Source organism: Cytobacillus sp. ABV4_503 (assembly GCF_056158445.1).
The window spans coordinates 362,941-383,925 of sequence record NZ_JBSWTH010000001.1 but is presented as its reverse complement, the minus strand read 5'-3'; the positions used below and the strand labels follow the sequence as shown (position 1 = coordinate 383,925).

Genomic DNA, 20,985 nt, shown 5'->3' with positions numbered 1-20,985 from the left:
CCCGTTTGCTGAAAAACACGATATGTTAGAAGCGCAAAGACAGTCTTAAACCGGTTATTTAACTTATATTTATTAATCTTCTGCCATACGCTTAATCCAATCTAACTTTCTATCCCAATCCGAAGCTAGATTTTCCATCCACTCAGCTGTTGAAGACAGTTGCTGTGGGCACACCTTATATCTCACTTCCCTCCCAACACGATTGCTGGATACAAGCTTAGCATCTTTTAAGATTGTTAAATGTTTGACAACCGCCTGACGAGATACTGTTACCGCAGTTGCTAATGCTGTTGCTGTGGCTTGTCCTCTTAAAGCGATTAGGTCAAGTAACTCTCGACGTGTGGGGTCTGCTAAGGCGATTAAGACATTTTCGAAATTAGCATTGTCTGCAGTGGCCAATTTATTGCTCCGCACGCTTCCGCAGTACTTCCATTTGCATCGCCCAGCCATTGACATTACCTTTAAAGAACTTTCTTCGCTCATGTTCGGATACTGCCAGGCGGGAAAAGCCGCTTTCAACTACTGTAAGTAAAGTTCCCCCATCCTTTGATGTCAATTTGAACTCAACGAGCGTAGAGTTCTCTTCTTTTGGTTCCTCTCCTGGAAATGAACTTGCCCACCGGCATGCAAGATAGTTTGGCGGTTCTGATTGCTCAATCAACACAGGGAATTGCCCATACTTCGTGTCCGCTACCACCCTTGATCCATCTACCTGAACCTTGTCCGGACCAGGTGCATCACCAACCCACCATGCAGGCTGGCTAATTAACTCCCATACTGTTTGGATAGGTGCGTTAATAAAAATCTCTCTATTAATTTGATCATTATCCATTAGTACTCCTCCTTTTAACAAGTGCAACCAAAGTGTAGCACATATCGCCGTCAATGTGCAACTAAAGTATTGCACAAAAGAATATGAATTACTTATAAAAACTTTTCTACTTCTTTCAAATAGGATTAATTTGGAACTGGTCTGACTACAAGTTATTACAAAAATGCCCCGATTTGTTCAAAAAAAGCCACCCTGTTCGGCAGCTCCTCTAAAAGGCTCACACCCATTAATATGGTAGTGATCATCTTATTTTACTCAACATCCCAATGATATAAAACAATTTCAATAAACGGAAATTCCATCACCATACTACTTATATGTATGTTTGCTATTAATAAGCTTCTGTAAATCTTCTCTGTAAAAGGTATCTTTAAGCTCCTGAATCTTAAATGGAATTAGAGGGGAAAGATACGGAACACCTACCGATTTTAGACTTACCATATATATTATTAGAATTGTTGTAGCAATAATTATTCCGTTAAACCCCAAAAAATCAGCAATAATTAAAAACAGTATTCGTAATGTGTTATCAGCTCCCACTAGTCCTCTGTTTGCCCCTAAGAAACTAGATAAAGCGGTTATCCCTATAACGATCAGACTGACCGGATGGATTAATTTTGCCGTAACCGCTGTTTCGCCAATTACGATTGTACCGATTAAAGATACCAATATTACCGCAGTTTGCGGGAGACGAAACGAAACATCGATTAGCATTCTAATTAGAAATATAAGAATGAAAATTTCCCAAAAAGTGGGCAATAACTCATCCTTAGAAATGATTGCTTCTGAAATCTTGTTTGGCAAATCATCTTTATGAAAATTTGCTATCGCAATATACACACCAGGAAGATAAACTCCTAATAAAAAGGCAACAAAGCGCATGATTCTGTTAGAAAATCTGCCCATTGAAATGTGATATTCATCAGGTGACTGCAGAAAATCCATAAATAAAGCAGGTGCTATGATAGCGAATGGGTATCCATCAACAATAACCACCACTCTTCCTTCAAATAAGGAAGATACTACCCCGTCAATTCGTTCTGAATGTCTTATTCGAGCAAAAACAGACCTTGGTTTTCCTTCTAATACATCCTCCAATACCTTTTCACTAAGGACATACTTTATGTTAATAGTTCTTAGCCTCTTTTTCACTTCTTTTAAAATGCCTTTATCAACAATGCCTTGTATATATAATATAGAAACCGATGTTGGTGAAATTGAACCAAATTCAGCAGCCTCTACACATAAATCAGGAGTTTTTAAGGAACTTCGTATCAAATTGATATTCGTTTTCATTTTTTCTGTCAATCCAATTTGTGGACCTCTTGATGAACGGTCCCCCACCGATTCTTCAATGCTTCTTTCCGCCCACTTCGGAGATGGAATAATAATCCCTTTTGGTTCCTCATTAATGAGTAAAACGGTACTTCCTTGTACAATGGCATCGGTTAATTCTTTATAATTAGCAGTGGTTTTTATATCTGCCGTTTCAATAATTCTTTCAATTATGTAATTGATTAGCGGTTCCCTTATATTTTCAGTCTTTAATGTTCTTAACAATGGCTTGACCACAGATTCCTGAATAAGTTCTAAATCAATAATTCCGTTCAGATAAACAACAGCTATTTCAGGAGAATCTTCAAATCCCATCTTTACATTTCTAATGACAAGATCAGATGTGCCGTGGAAAATATTTTTTATATTTCTTATGTTTTCCTTAATGCATATCTGAATTTCTGTGTTAGACATCCTTATTCCTCCCTTAAATTTAGTATAAGGAAGTTATAAAATACTATACTCTCTCCACACCTATCGTTGAGTGAATTATACCTGTTTTTCTCAAGTCCAATAGGTGAGATACGCACCTTTTTGATCGTAATAATCTGCTATTACCGAACAAAAACCCAACTCCTGAGTAATTAATTTTGAGGAGTTGGGTTTTTATTACTGCATTCCATTTCATACTGGAAAACCTGTTTTTTAAGTCACCTGAATGTCTTTGTCAAACACATAAACAGTCATGGCAATATCCAAATCTATATTGATATCCGCATAAATGCTGACAAGCTTCGCCTGAACTAATTCCTCCAATTTTTTTACTTTAGAAGAATCCTCATAGATCCTTTTCACTAATGTGGTCCTTGCCTCATGGACCATCTGATGTCCTTCGCTTGATTCAATCATAAATTTTTCAATATTAGTCAGATTCCCTTTCATCTCACTAATTGCCCAGGGACCTGCAAACCGGGTGGTAATTTCTCTCGGTCCATTTCCAACACATTCTTTACGTATTTCCCGAACCAGCATATTGAATTGATGTTCAATTGTCATTACGATTCTCCTCTTTCGCCGATTAAAAACAACCTCTTACCTGGTAAAAAATAACTAATCATAAGGACCAACACTACTAAAGATAACCACAGATTTTGAATTGGATGATCATTATTCACAATGATAAAACGGATGGTTGCTGTAATTCCTATATAAAGAAGATTCCTTAATGGAAAATGATAATTTTCCTTAAAATATTCGACAATCATCGAGATAAATCCGAAATACAGGAAAAATACTAAAACCTTCCCAAGAATATCATGTACATTATAATTTCCAATAAATGCATCATTTACAATATGGTAAAGTTCCCTAAAAAGAAAAAAAATGAGGGCACAACTTAGAATACTCAACGATGAATTTAACATTATCTGATAAAATTTTATTAACCAGGTCCCTTTATTCAATCGATCTAATACAGCCATTGTTCCCCTCCATCGTTACGAATCCTATTTTATTTTTAATTTAATTTAGACAGTGGAGTCACGGAGGTCTATACCTTCATTCCCTCTTCATTCCCTCTCCAAGCCCTTTCAAAAAGTTGATGCCGAATCCCATGGCACGGTTTACATCAGGATCCTTCACAAGTTTTATTAAATCAAATAGACCTACTTTTTGATTCTGCTGAAGTCCTTCTTCTGCTTTTTGAAGACCTTTAGACAAGCCTTCCATCAATATTTTCGTCGTTTCAGGATTTAGCTCCGTCAACAGTCCTGCTGCAGCCATTCCATTATTAATGGCGTTGGTGACAGGCGGCCGCAGCATTTGCCCAACCGCAATCTTAGCGATTTTTTCCTTTGCTTCAACTAAACTAGTAACGGCTTCCAGGATTCCACTCTCATGAAGCTCTTGGAGCAGTTTTATTGCTTCCTGTATGCCATCCGCATTTTGCGTTAAGTCTCTCAGCATTTTTTCAAGAGCCTGGCCTTGCATATCTTTTTCATTTAATATTGGTTCAGCGACTTTGTATATCGGTTTCGCCATTACTTAGTCCCTCCTGTCAGGCCGGCAATGGGCTCATAATCTTCTCGTGCCCATTTTCGTTCCACCTGTACACCGAGCTGCGGATTTCGTTTTGCATAACGGGGATTATATAACGGAAGCGGCGTACTGCCTTTTGCCTTTAATATTTCCATTTTTACTTTTGTCTGCTTATAGGCTGGTGTCTGTGTCCGAACATCACCGACACTTCCAGTTAATAGATTGATCGCATTTTCATGACTGACTGAATGCATAGGGACATACAGTTCTTTCCCCTGTACCCGATCAGTTATGATCGTACGAAGCTTTATTGCTCCATACGGGGACACAAGACGTACAAGCGACCCGTCCTTAACACCTCGTTCACGTGCCAGATCCAGGGAAACTTCCACGAATACCTCAGGCAGTTTATACTGAAGCCCCTTCGATTTATTGGTCATGTTTCCTTCATGGAAATGTTCTAGTAGCCGTCCATTATTCAATGTCAGATCGTATTCCAGCGAAAATTCAATAGGCGGAACAAATTCCACTAGGGAAAGGCGGGCTTTTCCATCTGGAAAGTTAAACCGTTCCGTATAAAGGAGGGGCTCATCGGTTCCATCTTTTTGTACCGGCCATATTAAGCTGTTCCATCCCTCAAGCCGTTCATACGATACCCCTTCAAAAATCGGAGATAAGCCTGCAATTTCATCCATTATTTCGCTCGGATGTCCGTAATTCCAATCAGCTCCCATGTATTGGGCGATTTGCTGAATAATCCACCAATCGGGTTTAGATTCACCCAATGGTTCCAGCGCACGATAGAGCCGCTGAATGCGCCGCTCTGTATTGGTAAATGTTCCATCTTTCTCTAGTGATGGAGCTGCAGGCAAGACGACATCTGCAAATTGGGCCGTTTTGGTAAGAAACACATCCTGGACAACAAAGAATTCCAGTTTGCTGAGAGTATCATGCACATGGTTGGAGTTTGAATCGACCCATGCCATATCCTCTCCCATTAGATACATAGCTTTTAAATCGCCCTTCTCCACTGCTTCTAACATTTCAATATTGGTTAGGCCAGGCATTTCGGAAATTCTGACGCCATATGCCTGTTCAAACTTCGCCCTGGCCAAATCATCTGCCAGGCGCTGATTCCCTGGAAGCCATTGCGGCAGAGTCCCCATATCACAGGATCCCTGTACATTGTTATGCCCCCTAAGAGGATATGCCCCTGCACCAGGACGGCCAAAGTTCCCTGTTACAAGCAGAAGATTCGCGATCGCAGCGGATGTATGAGAACCTGCTACATTTTGGGTTACCCCCATTCCCCATAAAACGCATGTTCCATCTGCTTCATGTATCATTCTGGCCGTTTTGATCAGATGTTCTTTTGAAAGCCCCGTTACTTCCTCTGCATATTCAAGGGTGTATTTTTCAAGGAGTGACAGATACTCACTGTATTGATTTACACGTTTTTCAATAAAGGTTTCATCATGCCAGCCTTGATCGATGATATATTTGGCAACAGCTGTTATCCATACATAATCCGTTCCCTGTTTTGGATGCAGATACAGATCAGATCGCTCAGCCATTTCATGTTTTCGAAGATCTGACACAATCAGCTTCTGGCCATATAATTTCTTTGCACGCTTCACCCTGGTCGCCAGCACTGGGTGGCCTTCAGTTGGGTTTGCACCAATAATGATCACAAGCCCTGCACTCGCAATATCTTTAATCGTGCCGGAGTCGCCTCCATGTCCAACTGTCGCAAGCAGCCCATCGGTTGCAGGTGACTGGCAATATCGTGAACAATTGTCAATATTGTTTGATTCAAACACCTGACGGGCTAATTTTTGCAAAAGATAAGCGTCTTCATTCGTTGTTTTGGAAGAACTGACAAATCCTAGACCACGCCCTCCATACATTTGCTTGATCGAGCCCAATTTTTCTGCAATCAATGTCAGGGCTTCATCCCAGGAGGCAGGAACAAACTCATCCCCCTTTCGGATTAAAGGGGTTGTAAGACGCTGCTCACTATTGATAAAATCCCACCCAAACTTTCCTTTAACACAGGTAGAAACACTGTTAACAGGCCCATTTTCAGTCGGCTCGATCTTTAAGATTTCACGGCCCTTTGTCCATACTTCAAATGAACACCCCACTCCGCAAAACGTACAAACGGTTTTGGTTTTCTTTGTGCGGGTATCCCGCATGGCAGCCTCTACTTCTGACAAGGCAAAGATGGTCTTATAGTCGGGTTCGACTTCTTTAATCAGATCTACCATTGGGTTTAATAAATCATTTGGAATAGCGGTCATAAGACCAGCTTCCCCAAGCATTGATTTTTCCATTAGCGCGTTACATGGACAAACCGTTGCACACTGTCCGCAGGATACGCAGGAAGATTCATTGATGGATGAATCTTTATCCCAAATAACACGCGGCATTTTCCGCTCCCAATCAATCGTCAGTGTTTCATTAACCTGTAAATCCTGGCATACTTCCACACAGCGCCCGCAAAGAATACACTGATTGGGATCATATCGATAAAAAGGATGTGACATATCCACTTCATATCCTTTTTCCCGGAATGGACGGGTTTGATGTTCCACTTCTAAAAATTCAGCGGTATTATGAACTCGGCAATTCCCATTGTTATTGTCGCAAACCGTACAATAAAGCAAGTGATTCTCAAGGATGCGGTCCATTGCCTCTGATTGTGCCGTTTTGGCCCGTTCTGAGGAAGTCAGGATATCCATTCCTTCCTCCATTTGCGTAGAACAGGCTCTCCCCATTTCCCCATCTATCTCACACATACACGTGTCACAAGTCTGTATTGGGCCTAATACCTCTGAATAGCAGATATGCGGGTGCTCTATCCCTTGCTGCAAAAGATAATCGAGGATACGAGTCCCCTTTTCCGCCTCGTGTACCTCCCCATTAATCTTTACTCTGACTATTTCTGACAATGCAAACTCCCCTTTTCCCAAAATAAAAAGCCCGCCATAAAATAGTTTTGTGCATGAATATACACAAACTATTTTATGGCGGGCTAATCTCTAAGCAGGTTATCCTACTAGTTATCCATCTCACCATTATACATTTAAGAAAAGACATAGAGTCAGGCAATTATTCATTACGTAACTTCCATGAACTTTTATACTGTCATTATAGTGCTTTTCATATTTAATATCAATATCAAATTATTGGCCTTAAATCCCTCTGATTTCTGGGACTAAGTACTTTTCGTATGCTTATTCACAAACTTCTCCAACAAAGGAATAAATTTATCGTGTGCATAAATGCCTTCAGATTCTGAAATAGTTTGAAGATGAACATTATGAATAGATTTTATTAATAAGTTTAAAGCCTTCTGGACCGAACCATTCTCAAATTTATCCAATGACTCAGGCAATTCATCCTCGTCTAAAATAAAATATTCTCCATTCGGAAGCACCAAAATATCGATTATTAAATCTTCAAAAGATACCATTCCATCGCTTATCACTGTATTTCTTACAATGTTAAAGTAAGAGCCTAAATAATTTCCTCTATGATCTCTCCAAAAATATAAATTATATGGGCGATCTTCCCAGTAATAAGCAATCGTATAACTGCCTTTCGGTATAGTTAATCGAGCTTGATGAGCTATCATTGTAAAAGTGTCTTCAATAATATGAAAAAGCACTGCACTCTGATTTTGTGCTGTCAGCAGCATACAATTATATTCCACGACCTGGGAATCGTACCGTATTTTTCTTTCTATTACTATAGCTGAAACCTCCCAATGGCTAATAAGAACCAGGCAATCATGTATTTACAGCATTAAATTCATTATGTACTGTTCGCCGATTTGCCCCATTTTTCTGCGTCCTGTATCCTCAAATCCAACTTTCTCATACAGTTTTTGAGCAGCTATGTTTTTATGATTAACAGCTAACACGATTTCATTACAGTCAGGGAATTCGTCAGCAGCAAATTTTCTTAATAATAACATAGCCTGCTTTGCATATCCTCGTCCTTGTTTAGCCTGGTTAATGGATAATGATGTTAGCAGCATCGCCTGCGGATTGTCCGAATACTCCTTTACTCTTTCAGTTGAATGCAATAAAAAGAAGCCCACCGGTTCTCCATCACAAAGGATAACGATCCGATGCTGGCCTTCTGATACTTCTTTATAATTTCTTGGCAGTGAAGTGAATTGAACCTGCTCTTTAGGAAGCTCAAAAGAATTCAAGATATCCATATGCTCATTAGAGAAATGTTTTAATTCCAAATAATTTGTTTTTTTCATTTATTCTCCCCCTCAGTTCAATAGTAAGATAAGAACAAATGTTTGTACAGTTAAAAATTGGATCATTAAACTAAAAAATAAGCTGCCGTGATGGCAGCCGGCACTATTTTTTTTTGCATTTTATCACGAAGAAGTTTATTGATGGTTTATTTTTCATATCCTTATTTGGCTCGTCAATTTCTGAAATCTCTATCAGGCCGTATTGTCCAAATTCTTGTTTTATGGTGTGAGAATCATAAAAAAACATTTTCACACCTTCCATGATCTCAAAATAGTCTTTATCCAATTGTTTGCCCCTGCCAAACATGGGGGCTTTTTTTGAAACAGCTGTAAAAATCATATAGCCATTTGGCTTTAACTGATCATAGCAATCTTTAATGAACTTCTCTCTCTCGTCTTTATTCAATAAGTGAATAAGAGCATGGGAGAATACACCAGTGTAGTCTTGTTTATCAAAAGGCATGTCAGTTACTGAGCCATGGAAAATTCTGCTGTCAATCCCATGTTGACTCGCCAGATCAATGGCTGTTTTTGAAATCTCAATACCTGTCACATTTATGCCATTTTCAATAAAAACCTTCGCATTTCTTCCATATCCAAAACCCGGCAGCAGTATATCCTTAACATTCTTTTCAAGGAAAAAGTCCTTTGTTAAGATAGCGGAATCTGCAGCCTCAAACCCCCACATCGTTTGTTTTTCTATAAAACTTGATTCCCAGAATTCCATAATATCTCTATCTCCTTTATATTTTAATTTTCATTAGAATTCTAACACTCATATATTCTTAATTACAGACATAACGACTCTTTAATAACTTTAATTCATTTTCATTTTTTTGTAAATGTAATTACTTTACAGTATTTTTTTATGCTTGTTGAGCTTGGCTGCCATAAGGCTGAAATTTGATAAACAATGATTACGGTACAACCTGGCCTGCTATAAAGTAAGAATAATAGGTAAAAGAAAAAAGCTTACTCAATTCGGCTAATTTAATAGCTATGAGTAAGCATTTAATGATTAGTGTTTTTGCAGTAAACTGGTCAACAGCCCCTTATCCAGACTTCCTTTTCCTGTTGGCTTTGCCTCATCATGCCACCAGTAGGCTTTTTCCGGATTTTTTAGGACTTCTTTTATCTCACTCGGATGTTCAACGACTGGAGCGGAGCCGCGAAGCGACCTGCCTGCAGTCTCTCTTACAAATAGAGTGACAACTACAATTCCGAATGCACACATGCCCATCAGGTAAAATGCCGGTACCATTTTATTATCTGTTTCACTCACCAGCCATGCCACAAGCAGCGGAGTCGTTCCTCCAAAAAGTGATGTCGCCGTATTATATGTGATGGCAAGTGCACCGTAACGCACTTTCGTGAAAAATAAAGATGGCAGAGTAGCCGGCAGGGACCCTTGCAAGGTGGACAGCAGCACACCAAGAATCAGCAATCCAAAAAATGCAGCATAAATATTGCCTGAACGAACCAGCATGAATGCAGGTATGCTTAGTACAATCGCCCCCAATAAGCCTGCTTTTAATATTCGGTTCCTGCCATAGCGATCACTTAAATGGCCCATTGCCAAAACCATTGGAACCATCGCAATCATGACAAGCACAAGAAGCAATAACCCCTTCTGTTCACTGTAGCCAAGTTCTTCTGACATATATGAAGGCATATACGTGAGAACGGTGTAACTCATTACATTGTAAAATATAACGATTGCTGTACAGATTAATAGCGCCTTCCAATGCTCAGCAAAAATCTCTCTTAAAGATGAATGTTCTTTTCTTTCTTCTATAGTTTGATTCATCGCTTCAAATGCTGGAGTTTCATCCAAATGATTACGGAAGTAGAAGCCGATTATGCCAAGTGGAGCAGCAATGAAGAAAGGTATTCTCCAGCCCCATTCCACCATCGTCTCACTTCCAAGAATAGATGTCAGAAGGGTTACAAGGCCGGCACCCGCTATAAATCCTACCAGTGTTCCAACCTCTAAACCGCTTGCCATAAAGCTGCGTTTTTTATCGGGAGTGGTTTCCGCAATGTAGGTCATAGCCCCCGCATATTCACCACCAGTTGAGAAACCTTGAACGAGTCTGGCTAATAGCAATAAGATCTGTGCAGTAATCCCAATTGCTGCGAAACTGGGTATTAAACCAATACTAAGGGTAGCAGCCGACATCAGAATCATGGTGATTGCCAGAACATTCTTCCGGCCAATACGGTCACCCATCATACCAAAGAACATACCCCCTAGCGGCCGTGCTATAAAAGCCACTGCGAATGTAGCAAAAGCATATATTAACTGAAAGGATGGATCAATTTCCGGGAAAAAAACTTTTCCAATTGTAACGGCTAAGAAGGAATAAATACCAAAATCAAACCACTCCATCGCATTCCCGATAGATGTACCCATCATAGATTTTCTAGCGACACTGCTGTCTACTACTGAAATATCTTTTTTCTCTACGTCTCTTGGTTGCTTATTCACATTTTCCCTCCTGAATATCTTTTAATAGATAAATTGCTTAATAGGTTTTTCCCTGTCTTTTATCTATAAAACAATACAAATTTTGGTATTCTGTCAGGAAAACCTTTATTAATACCTTAGACTTAGTTAAACCAAAAAAAGCCGCCTGAACTGGCAGCTAATCTGTATAAAAACAAATTTTAACTTTAAATCAATTGCATAGTTGTAATACAAGTACCGTCCTTCTCAAAAGTTGAAATTTCTGATTCCGATGCTTTTCCATCATACTGAATCCTTATTTGATATGTTTCATCTCTTGGAAGCCATAGATCGAAAAACCCATTAGCCTGGGACTTTACTTTTTCGTTCAAAATTATATTGCCTTCCTTATCTTCAATAAATACATCAAACTCTTTATCAGCTAATTCACCTTGACAACCTGTCAAGCTATGATTCGTTCAAGGATGGGTTTCATTAACATAAGGTGCAATAGAAACGAAAAATTCTTCTTTCGGCAGATCATAGATTAATTCTTCACCATCCGCTTTTTTTACCACTAGCTGCTGTGAAGTAATCGAAGCAGACTCGCTCTTAATGTTTCCTATACTATAATCATTCACCAAATCTTTGATGTTATCAGCCTTCAAAGCGGCCTCATCATTTGAATCGGCTTGTCCACAGCCAGCTAATACAATTGAAATGAGTAAGACAGCCAGAAATATTTTTATCTTCATCTTTTTTCACTTCCTTATTCAGTTTCATGCCTTAATGACTATTGCCAAAGTAAACAATAGCAAATAAATATGGAGAAATTATGGAGATATGATTTGCGGCAGCTGCTGCATAAATAAGCAATTCGAAAATAACTATGCTAAAGTTATCTAAGCATAGATATATTCAGAGGCTGTGAGTCAAATTGAACTTAATCGAAAAATTATATACTCTTATAATATTTTTAGCAGTGATTATTGGTATAAGTATAGGGCAAGCAGAGTTAATAAGGGCTAATGCAGAAAGTATCATTGTGCCATTATTAGTAGCCATGCTTTATATTACATTCTTACAAATTCCTATTAGAGATATTAAGATAGCTTTTAAGAACATAAAATTCACATACACTTCAATCATGATAAACTTTGTCTGGACACCCATCCTGGCATGGCTGCTGGCAATGGTATTTTTAGGCGATAATCCGTCACTATATATTGGATTTATTATGCTGATGGTTACACCATGCACTGACTGGTACCTGATCTTTACAGGCATAGCAAAAGGAAATGTTGCCTTATCAACTGCTATCCTGCCTCTAAACTTAATCTTACAGGTCATATTGCTGCCTATTTACCTCCTGATTTTTGGCGGAACGACAGGAGTAATAGAACTGGGTTTTTTAGTTGAAAGTCTTCTGGTTACATTAATCATACCGTTAGTTCTGGCTGTTTTTACCAAGATCCTCTTAAAAAACAAGGATCAGTTAAGAAAAAGCCTTGTATCCAATCTTAGCGTATTGCCAATTATTTTTCTAAGCTTGGCCATTGCTGCAATGTTTGCATCACAGGGACAATTATTGCTTAATCATTTAGAGTTACTGTGGAAAATAACCATACCTGTCCTTTTATTTTTTATGATTAATCTTTTTGTCAGTCAAAAAGCTGGACAGCTTATGAGATTTCCGAACTCCGACAGAGCCAGTTTAAGCTTGACTACTTTAGCCAGAAATTCCCCGATTGCTTTAGCCATTGCAATGACTGCATTTCCAGACCAGCCTTTGATTGCATTGACCTTAGTAGTAGGCCCTCTGCTGGAATTGCCTATCCTGGCCGTCATCACCCAGATTTTATTATTTATTACTAAAGAGAAAAGAACATAAAAATCAAAAGCACACATCCCTTCTATTTAAAAATGTGTGCTTTTTTAGATAGATTTAACTTGCCCATTAGTACAAAATAAGGTTGTTAATCTAACCTACATGCGAATATATTAGTTATTCACACCCTTCATATTTTCCCTTCTCTAATCTGCAAATTAGCATGAAACGTTTCATATCCCAAAAAAACACATGGAAATTTTAGCTTTTAAGTGCTTAGACATATGTTAAGGTAATAAATATAGGGATGAGTCCCTTGCTAAAAAAGATTTAAAAGGAGGCCTCGTCATGATTATCAAGTGGATTCGGCACAGATAATGAACAGGGGCAGGCCAAACATGCTCCGGAAGAATCTGATCTGCGACATTAGGAACGGTGATAAGATAATACGGAGGTAAAATATGAGTGAACAGATAATGAAAATAAATAAAGTGGATATATGTACAGAAAGCTTTGGAAATGCTAAGGATCCAGCAGTCCTTTTGATCATGGGCGCAATGACTTCACTGGACTGGTGGGATGAGGATTTCTGTCTCCGTCTTGCTGATCAGGGAAGATTTGTCATTCGGTACGACCATCGGGATCTGGGACGATCCACCACTTATGAACCTGGGACTTCCAATTATACGATAACAGACTTGGCTGACGATGCGGCCGGTGTACTGGATGCTTATCATATAGAGCAGGCACATATCGTTGGAATGTCCATGGGCGGCTTAACTGGCCAGATTCTTGCCTTAAGATATCCTGACCGTGTACTGTCGCTTACACTCATTGCATCAAGTGTGTTTGGGACTGAGATGGAAAAGCTGCCGCCAATGGATCAGAACATACTGGATTACCACGCGAAAAGTGCTTCCATCGATTGGTTGAATCGGGATGCTGCTATTTCTTTTCTCGCGGGCGGATGGAAAACATTAGCCGGCTCCAAACCTTTCGAGCAGGAAAGAATGTATAAACTTGCTGCAAGAGAAGCAGATCGCGCCAAACATCTGCCGAGCAGATTTAATCATGCTATGCTGCAAGGCGGAGACGCATATTTCGATAGAACAGTTGAAATCAGCGTACCGGTGCTAATTATTCATGGCACAAAAGACCCGGCCCTCCCATACGAGCACGGGCTTGCTCTAAAAAAAGCCATCCCTCATTCTGAATTAGTGACACTTGATGGAACAGGGCATGAGATTCATAGTGAAGACTGGAATCAGATAATAGATTCTGTTGTAAAGCTTAGTTCGCGATAAAAATTCGAAAGAATGTACCCCTTCTTGCCAGAAGGCTTGGTTTTAGTTACATTTACTAGTTTAATTTAAGGTAACATAAGGAAATTCCAAAGCCCAATTTCTCAGTATTATTAACGAGAAATTGGGCTGCTTTTACTTCACAATCAACATTTTATTAAAGAAGTCATAGGTTTTTAAGTGCATTTTATTACGAATTTCAGATCAGGCTCTATCTAAAAAAGGCAAACGTCTAACCATCAGTATGGCTCTATTCATAAAGAAAGACGCAGATAGCGCCCCATTGTTGAAGATATTAATTATTATATCTTATTGAACTAAAGCACCTGTCCTGTTAGTTTAAGTATCTAAAGAAATTTTTAATTGCATCCATACGTATCTTATGACTACAATCCTCGCAACAAAAAAACTTAGCCTTATTTTCCTTAAATTGTTTATAATTTAGTGAACCTTCGTATACTCTGAATATCCTTTTACAACTATAACAGAGTACCTCATAGTAAATCATAATCAGCCTCCTAAGTGACACATTTACTTTTTAGTTGATCTATCGAAGATTGTAACCAATTCTCTAGTATATTCCTGAACATCTAAATGAGGCTTTCTCGTTAATTCAAGGGTGAACCCGTCAATGGCACTTCTTATTGTTAACGCCATCACCCTTGCTGATGATCTGGTAAATTCTCTGAATACTCCTTCTTGCATCCCTAGGGTAAGAATATTTTCAATTGGAAGTAAAATAGCTTCATCATGGTCTGCTGCAAAATGAAGTTTACCATCAGCAGTTCTCATATTAGATACCGTTTCTATAACAGCGAAAACATGCTGACGATTTTCATCTATAAATGTAAGGTTGGATTCAATATACACCCGAAGCATTTCTTTAGGAGATTTTTGAGCTTCTATTCTTGGAGCAATATAGGCTTGCCACGCCAAATAGTATTCGATAGGTATTTGCTCCAATAATTCCTCTTTATTTGCAAAGTGATAAGAAATAACCCCCTTACTGATATTTGCACGCTTTGCAATTTGTCCTATAGAGGCTTGAGCATAACCTACTTCTGCGATTGTTTCAATCGCACATTCCACAATTTGAGCTCTACGGGCTTTTTCGATGAATGACATTTCTTTTTGGTTAGTTGGTTTGTTTTTTTTACTCATGTCCTTATTTTAGTACATCCGTACAAAAAAATTCAAACAAAAAAACCAATTAGTTGAAGTTTATCTAAATGGTTTATGAATACCTTTATGCAACTATCCTCCACCATTAATTCAATAATACCTTACTCCATAATGTCCCGATTGTTGAACACAAGTTAAACATCGATCTTCAACTAACCTGCCCCTTTTGTTGCATAAGAAAAAGCTGCCTTGTTCGACAGCTGTTCTTGAGCGTAATCACATTTTATTTTATCTAGGCTGGACTTCGACATTCATATTTTTCATTGGGATCAAATTTTCTTACACGATATTCTTGCATTATCCATTTACCTTCTGTTCCCCAATCTTTTTTTAAGGTTACTGTGAATATGTCCAAAAAATTATGAGCACCAGTAAATGTAACGAATTCAATTTCAACTTCGAAATACCAAGAACCTGAGTGACGAAGTTTTTTTATGTCTATAACCTTTTCACAAAATGAACCTATATTGTAGGCTGTCCCGTAGTAATCCTCTACTGCCGCAAACATTGGTTGCTTTAAAAGGTCAATCACAGCATCCTCTAATATATTTTCTCTTTTTGATTCACTTCTTGTTAATTTAGCATGGGTTGTAGTTGTTATATGCATTAAAACAACAATGATAAGGATCGCATATAATCTTTTTCATCAAATCACCTTCAAAATGTTATTGAAGGTATTTTTCCCTGGCAAGAAGACTATATTCTTATTCAACAAACCTGCCCCGTTAGTCGAATAAGAAAAGAGCTGCCGATCCATACTGATCTTCAACTCTTGCACCCTATTGTTTAAGTATATTTAATCACAAATTTATTACAGAAATGCTGTCCCGTTAGTTTAATAATAATTTAAGTTCATTTTTCGAATCTAACTAAGGTTTTTTCAGGGATTTCAATTAGGTTAATATCAAAATTATTGATTTGTAAGATGATCTCACCCTCCCGCTCTTCAGCTTCTTCTCCAACCCAACAACTGTACAGTTCAAAAAAATCTCCTTTTTCAAGGCAACTGTCCATAATATTACATAGTTCCAATAGCTTCTTTTTCGATTCGGAACGGATTTCTGGAGTCGTATATTCTGAAATAATAATGCCCCAATGACTTGATACTTCATGAACATAAGGGGTTGTAAATTGATGTTTCTTTACATTTAGTTGTTCATACTCACCTGCAAAACAACTGCCAATATAAAAAAAATCCTCCGTATATTCATCATCATTATTCGGTATTTTTACATTACAACCAATATAGGAAGCAAAACTCATTTCGACTCACTCCTTATTATTGATTTTAGACTATTCTGCCCCGTTGTTAAAAAAGTAAAAAACTACCCGGTTCTGCAGCTCATCTTGCCACAAGTTAGTTCAAAAAACTAACTAATTCTTAGTGCATATTTTATTTAAATTGAATCCAATTACCGCTTTGTTATAATAAAAATAAAAGAGGGGTAACGGATGTATAAATCATTTTTATATGAATTAGTTTTCTTACCCTACTCTATTTCATAATCTGGGTAGGAATAGAATCTATACACATAAAAGTTGTTATAGGTATTATTGGGCTAACTTTTATACCCCAGGTAAGGAAAAAACTTTACAAAACTCCACTTGTAATTAGAAAAAGTAAAGTTGCCCTTTATACTTCTTTATTTTTCACCTTTTTACTCTTCATTCTTGATATAAAGTCATTGATAACAGAGACTAACAATAGTTCCATTGATTTCAATGTCATTGTTCTTATATTTTTATCTAGTTTGTTGGGAAGCTTTATGTATGGAATACCTGTTTCGTTACTGTCAGATTTTATTACAACAAATGTTAAGAGATTTCGTTTCTATCTTTCTTTATTGGTGCATATCGGATTCAGCTTGATTTCTTTTTTCTTTCTCGGTCCATTAATGATATTAGCTACTATCTTTGCATTTTTTATTTTTCCTTATAGATGAATTTGTAAGAAAAAGAGAAAATACCGCTCTTGAAAATAACTTTAATTTAAACCGCATTTCCTGCGGTTTTTTCTTGCTCAGTATTTGTCTATACGCATATCAGTTTATTATTTCACAAACCTGCCCCGTATGTTTGAAAAGTAAAAGCTGCCTGATTAGCAGCTGAACTAATTATTCTCAATTAACTTTTTTATCGCACAGACTACAACTTCCGGTTCATCATTTTGTATATAGTGAGCACTGTTTTCAGCAATTACCAATTCTCCATCAGAGGATATTTCAAGCATCTCTCTCTGCATTTCATTCCATAACTTTTGTGATTCCATAGAATAATGAGCTTTTTTACCCGCTGAAAGAACAATTAATGGTACATTTAATTTTTGTCTAGTATCTTTTAACTGCTTTAGGCTTTCCATAAATTCTCCATAATTTCCTTCGTAAACGAATTGCTTGTTATATGCTTGTTGAAAATCTTGTGACATTGTAGGGAGAAAACGTTCTTTGTAATCTTCGGGAGTAGAGTCAATCAAGACTAGTCCACAAACTTCATTTGCATATTCTGTAGCAAACATCCGCATATTTACTCCGCCAAATGAATGACCTACTAATATGTAGGGAGGCTTAATCTTGGCTTCACTAAGCAGTTCCTTTAATTCTTTTACCATTTCACAGCTGGTTCTGGGATTAGAACTTGATTCACTTTTCCCAAGTCCAGCTCTATCATAAATTAGTACACTAGACAGCATTGAAATCTCCCTTAATACTGAATTCCAGGCCTTAGAAAAGTCTCCATATCCAGCATCCATTATGACTGTTGGCTTTCCGTTATTTTCTCCCACCAATTTAGCATATAGTTTACATTTACTTATATGTATAAACATTTCCTTATCCATTGGTTCATTCCTCTCGTTTTGCCAACTATCCTAGTTAAAATTTAGCAATATTAAAACTCTTATTCAATAAATCTGCCCCTTTAGTTCAAAAAGAAAAAAGCCGCCTGTTTTGGCAGCCAGACCTTATATTAATATTAATTCTTACCAGCCCATACGATTACATAAAGAAGTAATTTGCGCAAGATGATGTTTACCATGCCAAGCGTAGATTCCGATATTTTCACCTATTGAAACTTCTCCTGAATCTGGGTGAATAAATGTTTTTTCCATATCAGCCGGACTTAGACTACGTAATAGGTAGGTCCAGCGTTTGTGCAGTACTTCGAGAAGTGAAAGTGAAATATCAATCGACAATTTATAATCAGATAGTTCCGCCCAATTTGTTTCATCATATGGCTTAATTACAGGTTTTTCTTCAGTAAGAGCCAATTTAAAGCGAACATAGGCATTCATATGACTATCCGCAAGATGATGTATTACTTGTCGAACAGTCCACCCTCCTGTACGATAGGCTGTATCTAGCTTTATATTATCTAAGTCCCTTACAGCATCTCGTAATAATCTTGGTAAATCTTCAATCTCATTTATCCAAATGCTCGTAACATTCTTAGTAATTTCACCATTAAATTGAAAGTGGCCAATTGGGTATTTCAAATCCATCTGCTTTTCCTCCTAAAACAATTGATGATCGCGCCTAACTAAATAAAGGATTAATAATATGTAATTCTCCATCAAATCCTCTAATTCTTTTACACCTTAAATGTTACGTAACTAACCTGCCCCGTTTGTTGGAAAAGCCGGCATTGATAGCCGGATCTTCAAGTAATGCACCCATTAGTTGAAGAAGAAGTTTTAATTAATTCTCTTGTTGCTTTTTCTTATACATCTCTTTTAGTACATCTGGTCCAGGGATATTATTTATATCTTTATTAGTTCATCTACAAATTTATCGCTTGTAAAGTCACCTTTTCCATCTTTTTCCATTTCCATATAAGCGACGGTCATCATTTCAATGCTATTTAACATCTGACTCATCTAAAGGCAATGATTTCTGATTGAAAGTATAATAAGTTCGCTATAAGGGGTAGCGTCAGGAAAATGTAGATTTTCAACGTTAAGGAAGTTTCAATATTAAAAAACCTAATTTTTCAGCATTAAATGAGAAATTAGGTTTTTTCATTAATAGAAAAAGACTTATAAGTATTTATCAAGAATCACTTTCATATGGTGTAACTCGTGCCCGGCAATGCCATATGCAATGATACCTACCGAAACTGGGCTGTTCATTACAGTTCCATTACGAACCCACGCTGCATCATCAATGGTTGAAATAAGGCTTAAGGTGTTGGAGCGTATCGTGTCTAAACCAGCTAGTAACTGCTCCCAGGAAAATTTGTTGAAGTTTGCCGCAGAAACGTATTGATCCTGATCCATTGCTGGGAGTGGTGCACTTTCATTTCGTGCAATGGCGAGCATTCGATACGACATCACACGTTCCGAGTCGGTCATATGCCCAATCACTTCTTTTAAAGTCCATTTCCCTGGTGCGTACGCCTTCCTTGCTGACTCTTCTGATACGCTGCTTAAGAGGGTAATGGTCTTAGTTCGTTGCTTACTAAGTATTTCTTCAATATCTCCATCTGGCACAAGACTAACATACCTATCATGCTCTGGATTTTCAATAAATAATGGTCGTGGACGCACAAGAATCCTCCCCATCGGAATAGTTATTTATGGTTCTAGGCTAATATTCGACTGTCAAAAAGATATGTCCTTTATTTTTGATATTTAATTTCATTACCGCAAAATAATTGCAAATTAAACAACTTTATTATCTCTGTACAAATGATTTATGCAGTTAACATAATAATAATGGATTAATTCACTTTTTATTCCACTAACCTGTCCCTATAGTTCAATAAAGTATTTATATTGAGTCAAGAACAGAGGACCATGCAGAAGAAGTTGGTTCAATAATTTTAAAGTGGTCTATATCTGGGAGAATAACTAGTTTTACATTTTCCCCCTTTTCTATAGCGTATTTGTAATAATCCTTACTTAAATCTACTGGAACGTGACGATCTAATTCCCCATGTATTAATACTTGTTCAACATTCATTGGCAATAATTCAGCTGGTGAAGACAATTTATAACGCTTAGGAACTTCTCCAGGGGATCCCTCTAATAGTGCAGCTGTGTGACTCTTCATTTTCTTTTGTTCATGTATATCCCACATCTTTTCTAAATCTGTAACTCCTGCTAAACTAATTATTTTTTGAATAGAAACACTAAGTTGGTTAAAGGGACTATCATTAGGTGTGGATATTATTCTTGAACCTAACCAAAGTGCTAAATGTCCACCAGCAGAATGGCCAATAACAATAACTCTTGAAAGATCTGTTGGATATGACTCAGCAATTTTTGATAAATGATTTACAGCATCAATAACATCATTAAACGTTCCAGCCCATCCTCCTCCTTCTTCCCCCACTCTTCGATACTCAATATTCCAAGTTGCATAACCTCTTTGGGCCAAATCTTCAGCAATTGGATTATTCTCCTCTAAGTTATATCTTGCTTGCCAAAAGCCTCCGTGAATTAATACTATTACTGGACATGAGTGTGAAACTTCAGGCATTCGTAATACACCAAATTGAGATTCATGTTCTCCGTAATAGATCTTTCTTTTATTAACCATTTATAACTCCCCTTGCAACTTTTTTATAACTTTTTACTTCGATAAAATAGCCACACTTCCTTTATAGAAGAGTAGCTAGTAACGTATAGTTTATTGAACAAACCTGCCCCTTTAGTAAAAAAGCGTCTCTACTTATTGTAGAAACGCATCCATTAATAATTAAATGTATAAATATTGTTAGTTTGTCATTAACCATTTAACAGCATCATTTATGTTCTCAGCTATATATTCGGGCTTAACTTCACCCCAATGATCATAAAACTCACTGTTTATG

The 20,985-nt window shown here is 37.5% G+C and carries 22 protein-coding genes; 2 read left to right on the top strand and 20 right to left on the bottom strand.

Features of this window, described 5'->3' with window-relative positions; translation table 11 throughout:
• Positions 1 to 72: 72 nt before the first annotated feature.
• The 12 genes from ACXAD1_RS02040 to ACXAD1_RS01985 all read right to left on the bottom strand — a co-directional run bounded on the left by ACXAD1_RS02040 (position 73) and on the right by ACXAD1_RS01985 (position 11,621).
• Positions 73 to 399, bottom strand: coding sequence for an ArsR/SmtB family transcription factor (locus ACXAD1_RS02040; RefSeq protein WP_474909297.1), 327 nt, complete (start codon positions 397 to 399; stop codon positions 73 to 75).
• 1 nt (position 400) lies between these two features.
• The gene (locus ACXAD1_RS02035; protein WP_474909296.1) at positions 401 to 832 is read right to left on the bottom strand and encodes an SRPBCC domain-containing protein; all 432 of its coding nucleotides are present in this window, start codon (positions 830 to 832) and stop codon (positions 401 to 403) included.
• Positions 833 to 1,141: 309 nt separating this feature from the next.
• Positions 1,142 to 2,581: a spore germination protein gene (locus tag ACXAD1_RS02030; protein WP_474909295.1), complete on the bottom strand. Its 1,440-nt coding sequence runs from the start codon at positions 2,579 to 2,581 to the stop codon at positions 1,142 to 1,144.
• Positions 2,582 to 2,812: 231 nt separating this feature from the next.
• Positions 2,813 to 3,163: a Na-translocating system protein MpsC family protein gene (locus tag ACXAD1_RS02025; RefSeq protein WP_474909294.1), complete on the bottom strand. Its 351-nt coding sequence runs from the start codon at positions 3,161 to 3,163 to the stop codon at positions 2,813 to 2,815.
• Entirely contained in the window at positions 3,163 to 3,588 is a 426-nt protein-coding gene (locus ACXAD1_RS02020; protein WP_474909293.1) for a phosphate-starvation-inducible protein PsiE, read from the bottom strand. Before ACXAD1_RS02020 ends, ACXAD1_RS02025 begins: the two co-directional genes overlap by 1 nt.
• 76 nt (positions 3,589 to 3,664) lie before the next feature.
• Entirely contained in the window at positions 3,665 to 4,147 is a 483-nt protein-coding gene (locus ACXAD1_RS02015; RefSeq protein WP_474909292.1) for a helical membrane plugin domain-containing protein, read from the bottom strand.
• Positions 4,147 to 7,095, bottom strand: coding sequence for a formate dehydrogenase subunit alpha (fdhF, locus tag ACXAD1_RS02010; RefSeq protein WP_474909291.1), 2,949 nt, complete (start codon positions 7,093 to 7,095; stop codon positions 4,147 to 4,149). Before fdhF ends, ACXAD1_RS02015 begins: the two co-directional genes overlap by 1 nt.
• Positions 7,096 to 7,361: 266 nt before the next feature.
• Complete coding sequence (locus ACXAD1_RS02005; protein WP_474909290.1) at positions 7,362 to 7,844, bottom strand: ribonuclease FAU-1 family protein; 483 nt, start codon at positions 7,842 to 7,844, stop codon at positions 7,362 to 7,364.
• 99 nt (positions 7,845 to 7,943) lie between these two features.
• Positions 7,944 to 8,420, bottom strand: a complete 477-nt coding sequence (locus ACXAD1_RS02000; protein ID WP_474909289.1) for a GNAT family N-acetyltransferase — start codon at positions 8,418 to 8,420, stop codon at positions 7,944 to 7,946.
• Between the two features lie 103 nt (positions 8,421 to 8,523).
• Positions 8,524 to 9,147 carry a class I SAM-dependent methyltransferase gene (locus ACXAD1_RS01995; RefSeq protein ID WP_474909288.1) on the bottom strand — a complete coding sequence of 208 codons (624 nt, stop codon included), beginning with the start codon at positions 9,145 to 9,147 and terminating at the stop codon, positions 8,524 to 8,526.
• A 291-nt stretch (positions 9,148 to 9,438) separates the two neighbouring features.
• Complete coding sequence (locus tag ACXAD1_RS01990; RefSeq protein WP_474911278.1) at positions 9,439 to 10,836, bottom strand: MFS transporter; 1,398 nt, start codon at positions 10,834 to 10,836, stop codon at positions 9,439 to 9,441.
• Between the two features lie 257 nt (positions 10,837 to 11,093).
• Positions 11,094 to 11,621, bottom strand: a complete 528-nt coding sequence (locus tag ACXAD1_RS01985; protein ID WP_474909287.1) for a CueP family metal-binding protein — start codon at positions 11,619 to 11,621, stop codon at positions 11,094 to 11,096.
• 182 nt (positions 11,622 to 11,803) lie between these two features.
• Between ACXAD1_RS01985 and ACXAD1_RS01980 the strand changes: the two genes are divergently transcribed.
• Positions 11,804 to 12,757: an arsenic resistance protein gene (locus ACXAD1_RS01980; RefSeq protein WP_474909286.1), complete on the top strand. Its 954-nt coding sequence runs from the start codon at positions 11,804 to 11,806 to the stop codon at positions 12,755 to 12,757.
• 398 nt (positions 12,758 to 13,155) lie between these two features.
• Positions 13,156 to 13,998 carry a CBF family alpha/beta fold macrolide esterase gene (mleCBF, locus tag ACXAD1_RS01975; protein ID WP_474909285.1) on the top strand — a complete coding sequence of 281 codons (843 nt, stop codon included), beginning with the start codon at positions 13,156 to 13,158 and terminating at the stop codon, positions 13,996 to 13,998.
• A 331-nt stretch (positions 13,999 to 14,329) separates the two neighbouring features.
• Here the strand turns inward: mleCBF and ACXAD1_RS01970 are convergent, their stop codons facing one another.
• From ACXAD1_RS01970 to ACXAD1_RS01935, 8 genes are all read right to left on the bottom strand, one after another.
• Positions 14,330 to 14,503: a DUF2197 domain-containing protein gene (locus ACXAD1_RS01970; protein ID WP_244671336.1), complete on the bottom strand. Its 174-nt coding sequence runs from the start codon at positions 14,501 to 14,503 to the stop codon at positions 14,330 to 14,332.
• A gap of 23 nt (positions 14,504 to 14,526) precedes the next feature.
• Entirely contained in the window at positions 14,527 to 15,156 is a 630-nt protein-coding gene (locus tag ACXAD1_RS01965) for a TetR/AcrR family transcriptional regulator (RefSeq protein WP_206845815.1), read from the bottom strand.
• A gap of 253 nt (positions 15,157 to 15,409) precedes the next feature.
• Positions 15,410 to 15,784 carry a DUF3888 domain-containing protein gene (locus tag ACXAD1_RS01960; protein ID WP_474909284.1) on the bottom strand — a complete coding sequence of 125 codons (375 nt, stop codon included), beginning with the start codon at positions 15,782 to 15,784 and terminating at the stop codon, positions 15,410 to 15,412.
• A 245-nt stretch (positions 15,785 to 16,029) separates the two neighbouring features.
• Positions 16,030 to 16,440, bottom strand: coding sequence for a hypothetical protein (locus ACXAD1_RS01955; protein WP_474909283.1), 411 nt, complete (start codon positions 16,438 to 16,440; stop codon positions 16,030 to 16,032).
• An 847-nt stretch (positions 16,441 to 17,287) separates the two neighbouring features.
• Entirely contained in the window at positions 17,288 to 18,013 is a 726-nt protein-coding gene (locus tag ACXAD1_RS01950) for an alpha/beta fold hydrolase (protein ID WP_474909282.1), read from the bottom strand.
• Positions 18,014 to 18,154: 141 nt separating this feature from the next.
• Positions 18,155 to 18,673, bottom strand: a complete 519-nt coding sequence (locus tag ACXAD1_RS01945) for a YfiT family bacillithiol transferase (protein WP_474909281.1) — start codon at positions 18,671 to 18,673, stop codon at positions 18,155 to 18,157.
• 534 nt (positions 18,674 to 19,207) lie between these two features.
• Entirely contained in the window at positions 19,208 to 19,717 is a 510-nt protein-coding gene (locus ACXAD1_RS01940; protein WP_206844921.1) for a DinB family protein, read from the bottom strand.
• Between the two features lie 223 nt (positions 19,718 to 19,940).
• Positions 19,941 to 20,711, bottom strand: a complete 771-nt coding sequence (locus tag ACXAD1_RS01935) for an alpha/beta hydrolase family protein (protein ID WP_474909280.1) — start codon at positions 20,709 to 20,711, stop codon at positions 19,941 to 19,943.
• Positions 20,712 to 20,985 lie beyond the last annotated feature (274 nt).

What these genes read in the sequence shown, in the direction of transcription:
- ACXAD1_RS01955 (WP_474909283.1), bottom strand. Translation starts at nt 16,440, where the DNA reads ATGAGTTTTGCTTCCTATATTGGTTGTAATGTAAAAATACCGAATAAT.
- ACXAD1_RS01965 (WP_206845815.1), bottom strand. Translation starts at nt 15,156, where the DNA reads ATGAGTAAAAAAAACAAACCAACTAACCAAAAAGAAATGTCATTCATC.
- ACXAD1_RS02025 (WP_474909294.1), bottom strand. Translation starts at nt 3,163, where the DNA reads ATGACAATTGAACATCAATTCAATATGCTGGTTCGGGAAATACGTAAA.
- ACXAD1_RS01995 (WP_474909288.1), bottom strand. Translation starts at nt 9,147, where the DNA reads ATGGAATTCTGGGAATCAAGTTTTATAGAAAAACAAACGATGTGGGGG.
- ACXAD1_RS02035 (WP_474909296.1), bottom strand. Translation starts at nt 832, where the DNA reads ATGGATAATGATCAAATTAATAGAGAGATTTTTATTAACGCACCTATC.
- ACXAD1_RS01970 (WP_244671336.1), bottom strand. Translation starts at nt 14,503, where the DNA reads ATGATTTACTATGAGGTACTCTGTTATAGTTGTAAAAGGATATTCAGA.
- ACXAD1_RS02020 (WP_474909293.1), bottom strand. Translation starts at nt 3,588, where the DNA reads ATGGCTGTATTAGATCGATTGAATAAAGGGACCTGGTTAATAAAATTT.
- ACXAD1_RS01990 (WP_474911278.1), bottom strand. Translation starts at nt 10,836, where the DNA reads ATGATGGGTACATCTATCGGGAATGCGATGGAGTGGTTTGATTTTGGT.
- ACXAD1_RS02015 (WP_474909292.1), bottom strand. Translation starts at nt 4,147, where the DNA reads ATGGCGAAACCGATATACAAAGTCGCTGAACCAATATTAAATGAAAAA.
- ACXAD1_RS02030 (WP_474909295.1), bottom strand. Translation starts at nt 2,581, where the DNA reads ATGTCTAACACAGAAATTCAGATATGCATTAAGGAAAACATAAGAAAT.
- ACXAD1_RS01950 (WP_474909282.1), bottom strand. Translation starts at nt 18,013, where the DNA reads ATGGATAAGGAAATGTTTATACATATAAGTAAATGTAAACTATATGCT.
- ACXAD1_RS02005 (WP_474909290.1), bottom strand. Translation starts at nt 7,844, where the DNA reads ATGCTGCTGACAGCACAAAATCAGAGTGCAGTGCTTTTTCATATTATT.
- ACXAD1_RS01945 (WP_474909281.1), bottom strand. Translation starts at nt 18,673, where the DNA reads ATGGATTTGAAATACCCAATTGGCCACTTTCAATTTAATGGTGAAATT.
- ACXAD1_RS01935 (WP_474909280.1), bottom strand. Translation starts at nt 20,711, where the DNA reads ATGGTTAATAAAAGAAAGATCTATTACGGAGAACATGAATCTCAATTT.
- ACXAD1_RS01960 (WP_474909284.1), bottom strand. Translation starts at nt 15,784, where the DNA reads ATGCATATAACAACTACAACCCATGCTAAATTAACAAGAAGTGAATCA.
- ACXAD1_RS02000 (WP_474909289.1), bottom strand. Translation starts at nt 8,420, where the DNA reads ATGAAAAAAACAAATTATTTGGAATTAAAACATTTCTCTAATGAGCAT.
- mleCBF (WP_474909285.1), top strand. Translation starts at nt 13,156, where the DNA reads ATGAGTGAACAGATAATGAAAATAAATAAAGTGGATATATGTACAGAA.